This is a genomic window from Cellvibrio sp. 25HG11W-0 (assembly GCF_057815475.1).
On record NZ_CM174230.1, the window covers coordinates 978,000 to 995,067 of the forward strand.

Annotated in this window: 13 protein-coding genes; 9 read left to right on the forward strand and 4 right to left on the reverse strand. The window is 46.9% G+C overall.

Going from position 1 to position 17,068, the window contains the following annotated elements:
* Positions 1-3: 3 nt before the first annotated feature.
* The 4 genes from AC0KUT_RS04135 (at position 4) to AC0KUT_RS04150 (ending at position 5,556) form a co-directional block, all read left to right on the forward strand.
* Positions 4-924, forward strand: coding sequence for a cupin-like domain-containing protein (locus AC0KUT_RS04135; protein ID WP_488833737.1), 921 nt, complete (start codon positions 4-6; stop codon positions 922-924).
* Between the two features lie 10 nt (positions 925-934).
* Positions 935-2,635, forward strand: coding sequence for a cyclic peptide export ABC transporter (locus AC0KUT_RS04140; protein WP_488833738.1), 1,701 nt, complete (start codon positions 935-937; stop codon positions 2,633-2,635).
* A 45-nt stretch (positions 2,636-2,680) separates the two neighbouring features.
* Positions 2,681-3,337 carry a MaoC/PaaZ C-terminal domain-containing protein gene (locus AC0KUT_RS04145; RefSeq protein ID WP_488833740.1) on the forward strand — a complete coding sequence of 219 codons (657 nt, stop codon included), beginning with the start codon at positions 2,681-2,683 and terminating at the stop codon, positions 3,335-3,337.
* Positions 3,338-3,930: 593 nt separating this feature from the next.
* On the forward strand, positions 3,931-5,556 hold the full coding sequence (locus tag AC0KUT_RS04150; RefSeq protein WP_488833742.1) for a S41 family peptidase: 1,626 nt from the start codon (positions 3,931-3,933) through the stop codon (positions 5,554-5,556).
* A gap of 115 nt (positions 5,557-5,671) precedes the next feature.
* On the opposite strand, the gene AC0KUT_RS04155 is transcribed toward AC0KUT_RS04150, so the two are convergent.
* Positions 5,672-6,586: a DMT family transporter gene (locus AC0KUT_RS04155; RefSeq protein ID WP_488833743.1), complete on the reverse strand. Its 915-nt coding sequence runs from the start codon at positions 6,584-6,586 to the stop codon at positions 5,672-5,674.
* Between the two features lie 297 nt (positions 6,587-6,883).
* Between AC0KUT_RS04155 and AC0KUT_RS04160 the strand changes: the two genes are divergently transcribed.
* The 3 genes from AC0KUT_RS04160 (at position 6,884) to AC0KUT_RS04170 (ending at position 11,612) form a co-directional block, all read left to right on the forward strand.
* Positions 6,884-8,137 (forward strand): glycoside hydrolase family 26 protein, encoded by a 1,254-nt coding sequence (locus AC0KUT_RS04160; protein WP_488833744.1) that lies wholly within the window; start codon positions 6,884-6,886, stop codon positions 8,135-8,137.
* Between the two features lie 268 nt (positions 8,138-8,405).
* On the forward strand, positions 8,406-9,170 hold the full coding sequence (locus AC0KUT_RS04165) for an arylamine N-acetyltransferase family protein (RefSeq protein WP_488833746.1): 765 nt from the start codon (positions 8,406-8,408) through the stop codon (positions 9,168-9,170).
* 153 nt (positions 9,171-9,323) lie between these two features.
* Positions 9,324-11,612, forward strand: coding sequence for a cation:proton antiporter (locus tag AC0KUT_RS04170; RefSeq protein WP_488833748.1), 2,289 nt, complete (start codon positions 9,324-9,326; stop codon positions 11,610-11,612).
* 8 nt (positions 11,613-11,620) lie between these two features.
* Here the strand turns inward: AC0KUT_RS04170 and AC0KUT_RS04175 are convergent, their stop codons facing one another.
* Positions 11,621-12,007 (reverse strand): phage integrase N-terminal SAM-like domain-containing protein, encoded by a 387-nt coding sequence (locus AC0KUT_RS04175; protein WP_488833750.1) that lies wholly within the window; start codon positions 12,005-12,007, stop codon positions 11,621-11,623.
* Positions 12,008-12,395: 388 nt separating this feature from the next.
* Between AC0KUT_RS04175 and AC0KUT_RS04180 the strand changes: the two genes are divergently transcribed.
* Positions 12,396-12,845, forward strand: a complete 450-nt coding sequence (locus AC0KUT_RS04180; protein WP_488833752.1) for a hypothetical protein — start codon at positions 12,396-12,398, stop codon at positions 12,843-12,845.
* Positions 12,846-13,089: 244 nt separating this feature from the next.
* Here AC0KUT_RS04180 and AC0KUT_RS04185 read toward each other — a convergent pair whose 3' ends face one another.
* A complete protein-coding gene (locus AC0KUT_RS04185; RefSeq protein WP_488833754.1) occupies positions 13,090-14,142 on the reverse strand; it encodes an IS91 family transposase in 1,053 nt (350 codons plus the stop codon).
* A gap of 1 nt (position 14,143) precedes the next feature.
* Entirely contained in the window at positions 14,144-15,049 is a 906-nt protein-coding gene (locus tag AC0KUT_RS04190) for a tyrosine-type recombinase/integrase (protein WP_488833756.1), read from the reverse strand.
* A gap of 723 nt (positions 15,050-15,772) precedes the next feature.
* On the opposite strand from AC0KUT_RS04190, the gene ltrA reads away from it, so the two are divergent.
* Complete coding sequence (gene ltrA, locus AC0KUT_RS04195) at positions 15,773-16,981, forward strand: group II intron reverse transcriptase/maturase (protein ID WP_488833758.1); 1,209 nt, start codon at positions 15,773-15,775, stop codon at positions 16,979-16,981.
* Positions 16,982-17,068 lie beyond the last annotated feature (87 nt).

The following is a 17,068-nucleotide window of genomic DNA, read 5'->3' on the forward strand; positions in this document are numbered from 1 at the left end:
GCTATGAAAATTTATGAAAGTAACGACTTATCCCAAGCAGTATTTATTGAAGAACATATAGCAGGCAATCAACCATGTATTATCAAACATACTGATTTTAATGAAGAGGCCTGGACACCGCACTCGCTCAAAAATATTGTCGGGGACTTGTCAGCCCAAATATATGATGCGCTGTTTGATCTGCAGGACATTGATAGCCTAAGCAGTTACTTCAACAAACATTTCGGGAAACAGTTACCCAAAAACCAAAACGTTCCTTATGTGCGTTGGTATAACCGCCTGAAAGACGTAGATTTTGCTTGGGGCGATGAAGCTTTTAAGCGAATGAGTCCGTATTGGTCCTTGCCGAGCTGTATTCCTAAGAATAATCTCCTAGTGCCTATCGGCGACGCGCAACAACAATACGATCCAGTTAATGACGTGTTTCCCTACCGGGGTATCCTGATTGCGGCAAAAGGCGCGCGAACGCGCCTACATCGGGATCCGTTTTGCAGTGATGCAATTGTAAATCAGTTTTACGGTGTGAAGGAGTTTGCGCTTTTTAAACCCGAGCGTTCCGCTGAGTTGACTAGAAATAAAGATGGTAGTTCGTTCGGCGGATTCATTGACATAAGAGAAAACGATGTCGGGAGAGTCAGTGCAGTGCCAGACTTTTCGGGGACCATTTCGCCTGGCGAGATGCTCTTTATCCCGCATGGCTGGCTACATGATGTGGTAGTGACAGAAGATTCAATATCGGTTACTTGGAATTTTGTTCACAGCGCGGGAGCCAGGCAGTATTTTGATTATCTCGCGAATGATGCGGCCGGCGATCGCGAATTTGAAGTTTTGCAATATTTTTATTCGCTGGCAGGGAATCCCGTCGACTCAGGAAAAGACGCACTGGGATTTGTCTATGCCACTGAAGAACCGTTAACCGCGTAGGGAAAACAGCATGGTATTTTTAGTAATAAAACGTTATCGGTTAATGTTGATTGCGGCCTGTTTATTTAGCTTGGCAGGTGCTGCACTCGGTATAAGTGTGTTGGCGTTATTGAACCGGCAAATTGAATCATTTAATAAATTTCGCCCACCGTTGGATGAGTTTTTGTTGTTGTTGAGTCTCATAGTTGCAATGGTTTCTGTTGGGATTTTGGCTCAATACTTATTGGCTAGACTGAGCGCTAATGTGGTTGCCACACTGCGGGAGAACCTCACAGGCCGGATTTTGCAGGCGGATTTTGAAGGCCTAGAACGCATTGGGGGGCATCGGATTTACGCTACCCTCACCGGTGATATTGCTCGCATCAGCAGAGGCATAGCTGTCTTGCCTGAATATGCTTACAACATATCTTTGGTTTTTTTATGTCTGAGTTACATTGGTTATCTTTCCGTTCAACTATTGGGGCTGTTAATGGTTGTCATTACGGCCGCGATTTTTATTGTGCGGATACTGTTGCAGCGAGCATCGAAATTCCTCAGCGCGCTGCGAAAAAATGATGACGAGTTATTTGATCATTACCAAACATTAGTGGAAGGCAGCAAGGAATTGAATATTCGTGTCTATCGTAAACAATTCTTCTATCGGACCCTATTGCTCCCAATTATTTCCTTGGCTAAAAATAACAGCATAAAAAGTCAGTTGAATTTTGCATTCTTATCCAATATTAGTAATGCTTTTATTTTTATGGCAATGGTGAGCTTGATGTTTTTTGCAAGCTGGCTGCTCCCAGAACTAAAAATTGAAACCTTAGTCAGTGTGATGCTAGTTTTTATTTTTATGGTAGGACCATTGGGGTTTGTTATCGATTCGTTCAGTAGTCTCGCTGATGCTAGTGTGGGTTACAAAGGTGTCGCCACGTTTGAAAATATATTGGGTGAAACCACTGACAAGTCTCTGGCATTTAATGAGTCAATACACCGCGAGAACAAGAAAATCAACAGCAATTGGCAATCGATAACACTTAGCGATATATACTACCGCTACGCACCGACACAGTCGGATGAATATGGCAATTTCGCTGTAGGCCCATTTAGTGCGACCCTCAAGCGTGGAGAAATTATTTTTATTACCGGTGGTAATGGCAGCGGAAAATCTACGTTTGCAAAACTGTTGACGGGACTTTATACGCCCAGTGCAGGTAAAATTTTTGTCGACGACCAGCAAATTGATTATAGCGCTGATGTTAGCGATTATCGCCAGTTGTTTTCCACTATATTTTCTGACTTCTATCTTTTTAAACAAGTGCTCGATGGTACTGGCTCGCTCGCAAGTGATGACGATATATTGACGCACCTGACTCAGCTGGAGCTTGACAAAAAAGTAAGCTCGACGGAAGGGACGCTATCTACGATTCGTTTGTCGCATGGACAGAGAAAACGTTTGGCACTACTGCATACCTATTTGGAAGACTCACCCATTTGTATTTTTGATGAATGGGCCGCAGACCAGGATGCCCATTTTAGACATTATTTTTACACAAAAATATTACCTGATTTAAAGAGAAAAAATAAACTCGTCATTGCTATTAGCCACGATGACCGTTACTTCAGCTGTTGTGATCGGTTATTAAAATTAGAGCAGGGTCGTATTGTAGAAAAGGAGCCCGCTAAAGGTTCTGCTGCTCTCAATGTGCCAGAGCTGGAGCTAACGTGAATTATGCACTGAGTTTTACGAGACGAGATAAATTGGAGATTTGAAATGCGCGTCATAGAGCAATTAATCATGACAAAAAACAGGCTTGCCAAACAAAAGCTTGATTTTGAAGAATATTTATCGCACCAAATAAAAAACTATAGATCTTTAATTGTGGAAAATACTCGCAATAATATTTTTGATTTTGAAAGTTACAGAAGTAGGTTTTTTGTTGCGGCCCCACGGGTTCTCGAGCCTGAACTAATTAATGCTAAAAATGCTGTGTCGGAATGTGAAGTTGATCCCAATATTTTTGTTAGTGAATGGATGCTTGTGTCGCAAGAAATGGTAAATGCATTTGCTTCGGTAACTGGGGATGAACAATGGATTCACACTGACCCATCCCGCGCTGCCATTGAATCACCCTATCATTCGACGGTAGCCCATGGTTTTTTAATCTTGTCGCTTATCCCATTGCTCAGTGCGCAGCGAAATATACATGACCTTTGCACAGCTAAACCGAGGCTCATTATCAACACCGGCATTAACAACGTAAGATTTTTACAGCCGTTAAAAACAAATTCCTATATCCGCGCAAGAATAACAACTATTTTTCGGGAAGAGCGAAAAAATGGTTTTGTTTTTACCGAAAAAATTATAATAGAAACATCTACCTTCAAAACAATTTCTGTTGCCGACGCAATCTACAGAATTGTTTTTTAGCGCTCTACCAGTTTATTGTTGTGAGTTTTAAAGTGACTCGAGCGTCTGTTGTTGCAGAAAAACCATCAGCCAGGTTCGGTCATGAGGGAGGCACTATTACTCATATTGACCCGTCGGGAAACAGGAGGGCTATGAAGATCGAAAGCAATAATTATCATTTGAGTTGTTTAGAGAAGGAGCCTTCTTGGGCTTCCTATGTTTTATAGGTAAACCCAGAGTTCATCTTGAGGCACGCTCAAGCACCTCTGGACTAACACCACCCATGTGGCTATAACGACGGGTTTGATTGTAGGGTATCTCGATATAGTTAACACAGCCCCAAAATATAACTCTAATATCATCTTATCCCTGAGCCGCATGCGCTCAATCCCCATGCCGCTCACCAATCATAGGCGTTTTGGCATTTGCGCCTAAGGGTTCATGGCTTTAGTCGCTCCTGTGTATTATTCTTGTCCAGACTCCGTAAGGCACTTTGCTTCGTCTTTGTGGATGTATAATCGGCGTATTTCGCCAAGCCTTAGGCTTCAGGTGAGTGCATAGCAAATGCACAAACAGGCATAAATAAAGTGGAATGTATAAAAAAGGAACCCTCTGTGAAAACTCTGTCTTCAGCAAAAAAAATCCCCTCGGCAATACGCGCGTGCCAAACAGTGCGTAAATCATTTGGATACTGGTCGCTTGCACTCTGCATGGGCGCACTTTCTGCCTGTGGTGGCGGAGGTGGGAGTGGCGGTAGCTCAATCAACAATTTAGTCACTAGCGGCTCAGGTGGCGCAACTACCAACAGCTGGAAATCAGGTGTATTCAAAGACTCTGATGAGTTCAAAAATCTTTGCTTAAAGCCGCGCGTCGGACAAAGCCCAGTGACCTCTATTCCTTATCCCGACAGAAAAGGCACCTGGCTCGATGAGAAAAATTGGCTGCGCTCTTGGAGCAATGAAACCTATCTTTGGTACAAGGAAATTAAAGACACCAACCCCAACAATTCTTTATCGCCGCAGGATTATTTTGAAAACCTCGTCACCTTCGACTTAACCTCTAACGGTCAACGCAAGGACAAGTATCACTACACTCGCCCAACTGCAGAGGTAGAGGCAGAGTACATAGGCGGCAGCGTGTTTGGTTATGGCCTAGGGCTGCGCTTTGTGAAAAATACCCCGCCGCGCGAGCTGCGTTTAGGCTATGTGGAGCCAAACTCGCCTGCGGAAAATGCTGGTTTGACGCGCGGAATAAAAATCGTTAGCGTCGATGGTGTTGATCTGGTGAGCGACAATACGAGCAACGGTATAGATACGTTAAACAGCGGGCTTTTCCCCAGTGATATTGGCGAAGTTCATACTTTTGGTATTGAAAGCTTAACCGGTATCCGCAAAACAGTAACCCTGCAGTCAGCCGATGTGACTACCAGCCCCGTTCACATGAGCAGGCTGATAACGGTAGGCGCAAGCGATGTCGGTTATGTGGTGTTTAATAGCCATATTCAATTGGCAGAAACGCAGCTTTACAACGCTGTTGATTACTTCGCGGCGGTAGGTGTGAGCGACTTGGTGTTAGATATGCGCTACAACGGTGGCGGTTTGCTGCAAATTGCCGCTGAATTGGGCTATATGATCGCCGGCAGTAAATCTAAGGGTAAGGTATTTGAACAGCTGGTGTTTAACGACAAGTTCTCACCCGATGATCCATTTAACTTCCAATCGGCTGGTGTCTATGGTTCAACCCGCTTGCTAAACCTGCCGACCTTGAACCTGAGCCGCGTTTTTATCCTCACTACCAGTTCTACCTGTTCGGCGAGTGAATCCATTATTAATGGATTGCGTGGTATTGGGGTGGAAGTGATTTTGATCGGTGGTCAAACCTGCGGTAAGCCCTATGGTTTCTATTCTACGGACAACTGCGGCACCACCTATTCCACCATTCAATTTAGCGGTATAAACGCTAAGGGTTTTGGTGACTACAGCGATGGCTTTATTCCCAGCGCCAGCGACAATGGCAAAGACAAGGTAAAGGGTTGCCTGCTAGAAGACGACCTCAATCATGACTTGGGTGATACTCAAGAGCGCCTGCTCAAAGCGGCACTGGCTTATCGCACCTCTGGCAGCTGTGGCGTAACGGCGAGCGCTCAAAAAACCGTTCAACCTGCTGCTGAATTGGAAAATGGCGAACCAGGTTTAGCCTTAGATATCGGCTGGACCCAGAGTAAAATTATTCAGCACTAAATATTATTGATAAGCACTGGGGCTGTGTTTCGGCCCCAGTAAAAAAGCCAAGCCTCTATGAAGAGGCTTGGCTTTTTTTATGATGTGATCTTGATGGTGTTTCGCATTTGCATTGCTAGATCCTGCTTTTCACTGGCGCAAAGCGCGCGACGGAAGGCTTCCATCCGCTTGAGGTAAAGACGCCCGCCAACACCAAGAGCATCCCCATTATTTGAATGCCATTGGGCAAGGTGCCGAGCATGATGCTCACGATCAGGGTAAATACCGGCACCAAATTAAAGGCGATGGCGGACTTGTCTGGGCCTAAAAAGTAAACGCCCTTGAGCCAAAAAATATAGGCCAAAAAGGTTCCGCACAGCGACATATACAAGAGAATGCCGTGGGTCTCCCAGCTGAGTTGAGGGATCGCCTGCAGCGGTTGCTCCAATAAGAGTGCAGCGAGCGCCAAGGCGAGCGCGCCTATACTCACGGTCCAGCGGGCAAACTGCAGCGAGGGAATGTGGCTGGCGAACTTTTTGGTGGCCACGCTGTAAAGGCTCCAGACCACACAGGCGCCCAGCATCCAAGCATCGCCAATCGCAACTTTTAGTTGGCTAAAATCGCCGCCCGTAATCACCAAACTTACGCCCGCAAAGGCCAGCGCTATACCTACATACTGAAAGCCGCGAATGCGGGTACCCAGCAACCACACGGAAAATAACAGTGAGAGCATGGGGGAGAGCGCCATAATCAAGGCCGCGTTGAGGGCAGAGGTGGTGTGCAGTGCAGTAAAAAAGCCAAAGTTAAAGCCAAACACACCGCCGACACCAAGCGCTCCCAATACCAAGCCATCGCGCCACTGAAGTTGTGATTCCGCCTTACCGTGAACTGCACGCAGCACTAAAAACATCACCACTGCCAAGGCAAAGCGCTCCGCAGCCGCCGTTAAGGGGCTAACCGCATCAGCTACCGCGTGGCCCGCATTAAAGTTGCTGCCCCAAAAGAAGGTGCTGGCGATAACCATCAGCCAGATAAATAGGGGGGATTGCATAGAAAAAGCCTCGCGCAAAATACTAGGTGCTCAGGATATTGATTTCAGCAATGTAATGTAACCGCCAAGTAAGAAGTGTCTGGCGCCATTCAATATAAATGCTGAGAAAGCTAAAACTGGTCGGTGAAAATTTCGACTTGATGGGTGAATTATCGACAAAGGTAGAATTCTGCTCCATATTTGTGGCACCAACTGTTCGAAAACTCCCAAGAAGTGTCAAAAACTCAGGCCGTAAAAAAATTACTGCTAGTATTAACGCACATTTAGTAAATTTTTATGTAATTACAGGAGCACTCAATGTTTAAAGTTTATCGTCAGTCGGCCCTTGTGGTGGGCCTTTTCTTGGTTGTAGGCCTCTTTGCGGGCTGCAATAAAAAAGAAGCTATCGCACAGGCACCCGCGCCAGTTGTTCCCGCACCAGCGGTGGAGGTTGTCCCAGTGCCGGCTTTATTAAGTATGGTAGACCCACAGGCCACACCAGAAACTCGCGCACTTTACAATAACCTTAATACCTTGCGTGAAACGCATATTTTGTTTGGGCATGAAGACTCCCTAGCCTATGGTTATGAGTGGGAGGGCGATATGGATCGCTCCGATATACGCGATGTAACTGGCTCTAATCCTGCCGTGTATGGCTGGGAATTGGGTGGTTTAGAGTTGGGGCACGAAGCTAATTTGGATGCGGTTAACTTTGAAAAAATGAAAGGTTGGATTAAGGCGGGATATGCGCGCGGTGCGGTGATTAGCATCAGTTGGCACATGTACAGCCCAGTTTCGGGCGGCAACTCGTGGGATAAAACCGCCACGGTGCATGATATTATCCCCGGCGGTGCTAAGCATGAGTTATTTAAACAATATTTGGACACGTTTGTCCCATTTGTTAAAGACTTAGTGCATACAGATGCCAATGGTCAAACTCATCCTATTCCGATTATTTTTCGCCCTTGGCACGAACAAACAGGCGACTGGTTTTGGTGGGGTAAGGGCAACGCCAGTGAAGAGGATTATCGTGCTATGTTCCGCTTTACCGTTGAGTATCTCCGTGATCAAAAAGGTATACATAATTTAATTTATGCATATTCACCCGACCGCAGCCGCATCGACCTCGCTAATTTCCAGCACGATTATGAGTGGGGTTATCCGGGCGATGGTTATGTTGATATTCTTGGCCTTGATAACTATTGGGACGTGGGCAGCACTTGGAACAAAGAGCCTACGGAAGTGCAAATAGCAAATATGGTGACCAGTATTCGCAATGTTGTGCAATTGGCAGAAAAGAAAGGAAAGGTCCCAGCGCTTACCGAAACCGGTAATATGAACCAAACTATTGAGAATTGGTGGACTGAGCGCATGCTAAATCCATTGCAGGCGGACCCCGATGCAAAGCGTATTGCGTACTTATTGGTCTGGCGGAATCCGTACAAAGCACGCGAGGGTAAAGACGAATTCTTCGCACCTTACAAAGGGCATCCATTAGCGGATGATTTTATTAAGTTTTATCAAAGTGATCGTGTAATGTTTGAAAATGAATTGCCCGATTTGTATAAATAATCTGAGAGTGATCAATAATGGAAAAAGGGTGACTGCAGGTCACCCTTTTTTTATTGTGTGCTGAAAAACGTTGGTCGAACCTAGTATTACAACGATTTTGCGCGGGCGTTATATGCCCTTGCTGCCAACATGGGTGTGAATATAGTGCACAGGCTAGATGTAATGGAAGCTCGCTGCCGTTAGTACCCCTGCCGCTTATTCTGCCGGAATGGTAGGTGCGTCATATCGGGGTGCAATTTAAAGAAATGGCTTTGATGAGGCAAATAACATGCAAGCAATTAACTTTATATTTAAGGATTATCTAGCGCGTATAGGATTTGTGGGCGAAGCCCGAGCCGATGTCGCCAGTTTGCGTGAGCTTATGCGCGCTCAGCTCTTTAGTGTGCCTTTCGAAAACCTCGATGTGCAGGCGGGTAAAATCGTTTCACTGGTGCCTGAAGACATAGTTGAAAAGATTGTCTACCAAGGGCGCGGTGGTTATTGCTACGAAGTCAATGGGCTCTTTGCCATGGCGCTCGCAGCCCTCGGTATTGACTATGAACTGCTGGGCGCAAGGCCCATGTTTTATCCCAGTCGCCGCCCCAAAACACACATGGTGCTACTGGTAAAGCTGGAAGGTGAAGAGTGGATTTGTGATCTAGGCTTTGGTAGCTATGGGATAAGAGCCCCCATAGGCCTGCACCAATGCCAGCAAATTTTGCAGCAAGATGACGATCGTTTTCAGTTGCTGCAACCTAATGGCCGCGACTATGTGGTACAAGCTTGGATGGATAATGCTTGGGTGAATCAGTTCAGTTTTGACCTGTATCCGCAGGAGTGGATTGACTTCATGCCGGTCAACTATATGAATTCCACCCATCCCGACACTATCTTTGTACAAAAGTTATTGGTCGTATTACACACGCCAGCAGGGCGCAATATATTGGTCGGTGACAAGCTAAAGCAGATAGAATACGGCGCAGTTACCGAGCGACACTTGGCGGAGGCTGAAATAACGCCTGTGCTGGCAAAATTGTTTGGTTTACAGGTGTGATGTCGCCTTCCTGTGAACCTTATCGTTATTGGCGGTTCTGTACTTAATTAACGCTATTTAAACCCGACAATTTTAGTAACAATTTTTAAGCGGCAATGTTTAATCCGCAATGTTTAAGCGCAACACTAGAACAAAAATATTTTGAGTGAAATTATGAATTATTTACCCGTTTGGCCCCTCGATATCACCCCTCACATCGCCTTTGGCTTGATGTTAATTATTGGCTCCATAGGTGGCTATGCCGCCCATAAAATTTCTTGGCTGCCGAGTATTACCGGTTTCATGTTGGTCGGTTTTTTGGCTGGCCCCAGCGGTTTGGGTTTGCTCAGCTATCACATGATCAGTGAGGCCCGTATTCTTATCGACATAGCCCTCGCCCTCATTCTCTATCGCTTAGGCTTATCGCTCGACCTCAAAATGCTCTGGCGCTCCCCCGGGTTAATCTTTGCGTCCCTGTTGGAAAGCTTGGCCACCTTTGGGGTGGTGTTTTATTTGCTAACACTCTTTGGAATTCCCACGGTGCTGTGTGTACTCATCGCCGCCATTAGCATTTCCTCATCGCCAGCGGTGCTCTTGCACGTTGCCCACGAAGTGGGTGCTAAGGGCGTAGCAACAGAAACCGGCAAAACACTGGTAGCACTCAACAATCTATTATCGTTTGTCGCCTTCTCTGCCGCCTTATCGATGCTGCTTTACTCGTCTGGCTTTAACTGGTCTACCGTATTTTTTCAGCCGCTTTACACACTGCTTGGTTCAACCGTGCTCGGTATAGTGTTAGGCCTAAGTCTGCATGCCATAGCCCAGCGCACGCACTCCGCCACGCAATATAAGTTAGCTCTCGTTATAGGCACCATCATGGTCGCAATAGGCTTGGCCAATGAATTAAAACTCTCCATGCTGTTTTGCGCCCTGGTCATTGGCATAGTCGTAAAAAGTATTGAACGCGAATCCATGGTGTCTGATATCCAATTCGGTCCCTCGTTCGAATTATTCTTTATCGTACTTTTCGTGTTCGCCGGTGCAGGCTTGCATATGAAAGAGCTGCTCGATTTTGCGCCCTTGGTATTGGCCTTGGTTGTAGCCCGCAGCTTGGCAAAAGTACTCGGTGTAGCTGGTATAACGGCGCTCTACCGTCGCCCGCTGCGCAAGGGAATCGCGAGCGGTATGTTGCTCATACCTATGGCGGGTTTGGCCATTGGTTTGGCGCTCACCGCCAGCAACATGTTTCCCGAGCACGCCAGTATGATCAGTGCCATAGTGCTCGGCGCTGTTGCCGTATTTGAAACCATGGGCCCGCCCATTGCCACCTTCGCCTTCCGCTTTGCAGGTGAGGCCAATGAAGGTCCAGATGATGAAGACGCTGATGATGAAAGTTCTGATGAAGAGGCAGAGCAAGACGAAGAGGACGATTCTGCTCGGCGCATAGCGCACACGACAGATACTCAAACGCCTGCAGAGACTACAGCGTCAAGGTTGGTAGCGGAAAATGTGGCGCCCTTAAGTGCAGCTGCGGCAGCATTGGCTGTCACCAACACTAAAGGCGACAAAAACGACGCAGTGAAGTCTGAAGATGTAAATTCAGGAGCTGTAAAAGAGGGTGTGGCAAAAGAGGAGACAGGCAAAAACGAAACTCCAACAGAGGAAAACCAAGAAGATCAAGTCGCCATAGGCTTGGTATCGCCCACGCAAATCATAAAAAATAAAAAAGAAGAGGTAATCGCCAAGGGTGATAGCTCGGTTCAAAATTCTGAAGCCGTGGCTAACAACACTGAATCAGCCGCTACTGCTACGGAATTAAACGCCGCTGAAACGCCGCAAGAAAAGTCTGAGCCGGATACTGATAAAAAAGTGGAAAAGAAAACCGACCAAAAACCTGAAAATAAATCCGATAAGAAGCCTGAAAAGAAATCGGAAAAGAAGGCAGAGAAAAAACCAGAAAAGCCCGCCAATCAATTGTTCCATGAAGAACATGAGCTGCCAGAAGATGATGAAGCTGAAATAGAGAGCGCAAAAAATAAAGACGCAGAGAAAATAGAACTTGAGTCAGAAGGGATTAATGAAAAGACAGTTGCTGATGAGCAAGCAGCCGTTGTAGAAGAAACGGAAGCGCTGCAGCTTGATTTGCCAGACGAAGAGGAGCCAGCTAAAAGCGTAACGGCGCCCGTAAGTGCGAGTGAAAACATATCGACAGCTCAGCCACAAGGTGGCAGTGCAGAGGCGGATACGGAGGCAAGCTCAAGCGTAGACTTAGTAGACCGCGCACTAAACTCCATTTCCCAGTCTCCCGCAGACCGCATGGATGTCATCGCCAAAAATGTACCTGCACCTACCGAAGTGAATGTTGTTGCTGTGACGCGCCAACCAATTTGGCAAAAGGCGGCCCAAAAAACAAAACAACTTTTTGGTCAGTTGAGTGCCAAGAAAGACAAGCCAGACGTTTAGTTCAGTCTCTACCGGTAAAAAAAATCCCGCGTATTGAAAAGTACGCGGGATTTTTTATGGGAAAAGAAAAAGCATCGATTTGTGATAGCGCCATGGTGATATGCGAACACGTCATTCGACGTCTGGAGCAGTGCTGGTGGCTTTTCGGCCAATCGAAGCAAATAAGGACAAAAGCAAATAAGGACAAAAGCAAATAAGGACAGCCACCAATTTATTGCGGTGGGAATTCTTTGTGGCTTTTTGGCGTATTTAAAATTAAGTGCTTCAACAGGCTGTTTCAAAAAGCGATTATAGAGAAACATGATGGCGTTTAAGGCCGTTTTCTGCGTATTCGGTGCATTGTTCGCAGTCAACGCAAGGTGGGTTAAATAGGCCTCGATATGTCGGGGTCCCATATTGGAAGGATGTTCCTTTTTGTTGAACAAAATGTATTAATGAACCCAATAGACGTAAGTGTTCTCTGTGGCATAACTTTTGCCATCTAAGCGAATAAAGGCGCGGAATTGATCCAAGAATTTTGTGGGTTTTGGCGGGAGAGGGACTTTAACATTTTCCATAATGCACCTAAGCGTAGTAATCCTTTAGGTGGAATATAGCACCAGAGTTGCAAACAGCAAGCATTTTGTCGGCCGTATATCTCCGAATTTATTGAACCGTATATCTACAAATATATTTTTAGTGGTAGCATAAGCCCTTGTTTTGGAAGGGCTATGTCGCCCATAATTTTCACCGGCACCCGGAGATATACGGCCCGGGCCGTTGAATAAACTGTTAGGCAATCTTATGAACGAAATTTTGGCCATTTCAATAGTTGCACTGCTATCTATTTTAATCGGCTTTTTATGCTTTAAATTTATTAATAAAATTAACTCAGAACCTAAAAAAGACCTATCGAATATAACTAAAAAATTGGAATCAGAGGTTCAATGGGAAGAGTGTAAAAATACGTCCGTAAGCGGCTATTTTAATGGCTACAAAATATCTATAGCCCTTGTACCTTTTAATTATATCTATTGCTCATACCATATATCTCTATACGCCAAACTAAAAAAACAACCATTATTTATGCTGAGCTATCCAAAGCTTAGCGAGAATATCGAGCAGCGAGGTAATGTTTTATTTGCAACATTGCCTGCCATGAATATTGAGCAAGAAAAAAGCATCTACAAACAAGTACACGAAACCCTAAAAACCATGGCATTATTGGCAGCTGAATTTGAAAAAAATGCCTAACAAATAAGGATATGTCGCGCGCAGCCGCGACCTATCCCATTGTTGAACAAGCCCGGTCTCGTTCGTCTCTCTATAGGAAATATATTCTTGGGTTTTCAGCGGAAGGAGCGAGCTGGTCACAGCTCGCATTTTTGATGGGCGAGTATTTGCCTCGCCTGTGTCGACGATAAAAATTTACACTATCCCATAAGTCTTTTTTCTTCCCTCCGCGTTACATGAATGGCTGTGTTTGCTGCGCCCGGTTTTATTGCGGCGCAGGTCGCGGCCGGATAAAGCTCACAATCGACATCACACTTTGGCATTTCGTGCAGGTGAAGTGTGGTCTTGGTTTGGGTACGAGAGTAGGAATCCTAACGTTTAGTGCCCACTGCACGCGCTGCAACAAACGTTTGGCATTGCCGTGTAGAAAACCGTAGTCGCGTGCACGGCGAAAGCCTTTGGGCAAGGTGTGTTGCAGCACTAGCGCCATAAAGTCTTCGCCACGCAGCTTTCGTGTTTGCATCTTTCCAGTGTTGCTGTCCTTATATTGAAAGGTCACTGTCTCGCCATCATTGCTAAGAATATTCTGGTCGCTGATGACGCCCCGGTAGAGATAGCGCGAAAGATATTGCAGTGCGGGTAAGCCTCGCCCCACCGCTTGACATTGCACCACCCATTTTTCAGGTGTGTCGGGAACCCTAAACCCGCCGGTGCGAAGCGCGGCTAGTAAGCGCGCACGAAAGACATGCGCGAGCGCGCGGCCATTAAACAGGTAGTGTTTGTTGATGGTTTTCCACAGTGCCGTTGCGCCTTCTGCCTGAACGCCGCCGCCGGGAATAATGATGTGTACATGCGGGTGATAGTCGAGTCGTCGCGTGTGGGTGTGTAATACGGCGGTCATCGCCAATTCCGCTGCAAAGGATTTTTTATTCAAACCAAAATCCTTGAGCGTACTGACGGCACAGTCAAACAACAGTGCGTAGATTTTTTTAGGATTTGCCTTGGCGAGTTCACGCAGCTCACTGGGCAGGGTGAAGGTCGCCATAAAATAATCTACCGGTAATAATTTGCGTTGCTGCCGGGCCAGCCATTGGCTGGCGCTGTGATGCTGACATTGATTGCAGGCGCGATGGCCGCAGGATTGATAGCACAGCGCCGGTTGATGGCAGCCGTTACAGGACAGAACAAGATGACCGTATTGCCCCGTGCGGCAGCCGAGGATGGCGTTGAGTGCCGACCATTCATCAGTCGTAGTGTGGTGCCCATGGCGGGCTTTAAACGCGCACAGGTAGCGCTGACAGATTGCTGCTAGCTTCATGCTACACCTCACCATCAAGCGTCAACGTTAAGCCATCCATGAGTGTATTAATCAGGCTATCCGTGTGTTGATTGGCGGTGTCGCTCAGCTGGGTATAAAGCGCCGTTGTCTTGGGGCATTCATGCCCCATCTCCTGTTGTATTGCGCGTAAATTTAAACCCGCTTCCACCAAATGTGCACCGTAACAATGGCGCAAGCTGTGCGGTGTAATGGCTTTGTGAATGCCGCAGTCTTTTACTATCACCTTAAATGCATTTTGCAGCCCGCCGCGATCCATGCTGCGCTCTGCGCTATGACGAGCTTCGGGGTTTTTACCAGCGGGGAACAGCCACTGTGGATTGCGGTGGGTGACCCAATACTTGCGCAGCGCCAGCAGGCTTGCAGTAGGTAAGGTAACAAAACGATCTTTTTTACCTTTGCCTTGGCGCACATGGACTTTCATGCGCGCACTATCAATATCGCCCGGCTGTAAGCTCAACACTTCACCTAAGCGCAAACCCATGCTGTAGGCGGTGAGGATAAAGGTTTGATAACGCAGCTCGCGCGCACCGTTAATCAGTCGCTCGATCTCGCTGCGTGTAAGAATATCGGGCAAGACTTTCTTCTGCGGTGGTTTAACGATATCCACCCATACCCAGGTTTTATTGAGAATGTGTTTGTAGAAAAACTGCAAGCCATTGCGATCCACCTTGACCGTACTCCACGAATGGCTTTGCACCAAAGCGCTAAAATACTCCTTCAGGTGTTCTTGGCTAAGACGATCTGGGCAGCGATCATAAAACGCGGTAATTCGGCGCACAGCGCGGGCATAGACATCGATAGTCGTAGCCGCCTTGCCTTGCCGCCGCAATGCGTTAATATGCTCTTGGTACAGTGATTCAAATTTGAGTTGCTGTGCTTTGTTCATAACAATCTTCCTCTAGTCGTCACGCTCCGGCTTGGGCGTGTAGAGAAAGTATTGTTTATAACGGACGTGGGATTATGACGCTACCTGCGCTATAGCTGAATCTGCCGCGTAGCGGCTTCGTTCAACAAAGCAATCAACCGGATGGTTTTTAAGGTGTGCCGAGAGTAAATAGTTTTATCGCGTAGCGATGAAACTATTTACGTAACTTCGCAAGAGATGGTGGGAGGCCCACCGCATTCGCTTTGCAGTAAGAGAATGCAAACCACTTCAAGCGGCATTGATAAAGAGTCATTGTCGTGAGCGTTGAAGAAACGTCGAGAGTAAATTCGGCAGGTACGATAAACGGAGGCGAACGCAAGTGAATCTTTGATGAGGCGTCGTGATGTCCCTAACTGTTGTCAAAATCAGTGGCCCTTAAAACTGCTGAGAGAAATCGAGAAGAAAACTGCTTACTGACTCGATGGCAACCGGCGTAAAGAAGGCGTGACAGTTTATCAGGCTTTTGTGAGGAACTCGGGAAGCTGTCGTGCTGATGTTAAGAGAGAAGCCGAAAGCGGTGACCCCGTAAGGCGAGAGTATCAATGCAGCGCACAGTGGCGGAATCGTTCGTAGTAGTGTTGAAGTTGCTGTAATGGCAATGGAGCGAAGGGACGGTGCCACTCGATTTGAATGAAAGGCCAGCAGTGATTGAACCAACAACCGCAAGGTAGGACTCAACAATCAATGCACAGTTACAGTATACCGAAGCAGTTAGTGCACAGGGCGTGGCTGAAAGTAAAAGCGAATGCCGGTGTAGCGGGTGCGGATAACATCAGCATCGGGATGTTTGAACAGAATTTGACGAATGAGTTATACAAACTCTGGAATCGAATGAGTTCGGGCAGCTACATGGCGCCAGCGGTAAAGCGTGTAGAAATCGCTAAGTCGGATGGCAAGCTGCGCCCACTCGGGATACCCACGGTGGCAGATCGCGTGGCGCAAATGGTGGTCAAGATGACACTGGAGCCGGAGTGGGATGCTAAGTTTCACTCGTCCTCGTTCGGCTATCGCCCCAAGCGCAGTGCCCATCATGCGGTGCAAGCGGCGAAAATCAATTGCTGGAAATATGCATGGGTGATTGATCTGGATATCAAAGGATTCTTTGATAATTTGAATCACGATCAACTACAACAATTTGTTGCACAAGCAACAGATAACCCATGGTGCAACCTCTATGTCAAACGCTGGGTCACAGCCGGTGTGCAAATGCCAAGCGGTGACATTCAACAGTCAGAAAAAGGAACGCCGCAGGGTGGCGTCATCAGTCCCTTGTTGGCGAACCTCTATCTGCACAAGGTGTTTGATAGTTGGATGCAAAAATATTTTCCACAAAATCCGTTCGAGCGCTATGCTGACGACATTGTTTGCCATTGTCGAAGCGAGCGTGAAGCCGAGCAGCTACTCGGTACTATTTCGCAGCGGATGCAGCGCTTTGATTTAACGCTGCACCCTGAGAAAACAAAAATCGTATACTGTGGGCGACGCAAAATTGAGAGAGCTAGAGCGCAGACATTTGATTTTTTGGGCTTCACCTTTAGGCGAAGAACCGTGAAACGCAAAGATGGCAAACTGGCTCCGGGTTTTGCGCCGGCCATCAGCAACAAAGCCAAGAAAGCGATTGTCAAAACGATGAGAGAGTGGAATGTGAGGCGATTGAGTTTGCTAACGATAGTAACACTCAGCAAAAAACTCAATCCACAAATCAGAGGTTGGTTAAACTACTACGGGGCATTTTATCCATCGGCATTACACGGCATTCGCGAAGCAATTGAATGCCGCTTGTACAAATGGGTGAAAGGCAAATACCCGCAGAAGCGCGCCAGCCGCACGAAAGCCTACTCATGGTTAAAACAAATCAAGCAGTGGAGGCCGAAGCTGTTTGCGCACTGGTGATAAAACTGCTGACAATTGGAATAACAAGAGCCGTATGACGCGAGAGTGTCACGTACGGTTCTGTGAGGGGCTGGCGGGGAGGTTCCG